Source organism: Rhodanobacter spathiphylli B39, assembly GCF_000264295.1.
In the GTDB taxonomy this organism is placed as follows: domain Bacteria; phylum Pseudomonadota; class Gammaproteobacteria; order Xanthomonadales; family Rhodanobacteraceae; genus Rhodanobacter; species Rhodanobacter spathiphylli.
Map to the genome: position 1 here is coordinate 1 of NZ_AJXT01000096.1, position 224 is coordinate 224.

Consider the following 224-nt stretch of genomic DNA (forward strand, 5'->3'; position numbering starts at 1 on the left):
CTACGCCCACCGCATGGGGCTGTCGAACCCGTCTTCGGCCACATCCAGCAACGCGGCATGCGCCGCTTCACGCTGCGTGGCCAGCGCAAGGTCGACACGCAGTGGAAGCTGTACTGCATCGTCCACAACGTGGCGAAGCTTCAGCTCTACGGCAAGCTGGTCGCGTAGGTCGACGACGGCCACGAAGCACTTGTCACGCGGCCGTCTGGACGGCCAAAAACCTT

1 protein-coding gene is annotated in these 224 nt (G+C 63.8%); it reads left to right on the plus strand.

What is annotated here, in order from left to right; genetic code table 11:
• A partial coding sequence (locus UU7_RS17835; RefSeq protein ID WP_193385094.1) for a transposase occupies positions 1-168 on the plus strand: 168 nt, incomplete at its 5' end.
• Positions 169-224: the final 56 nt, after the last annotated feature.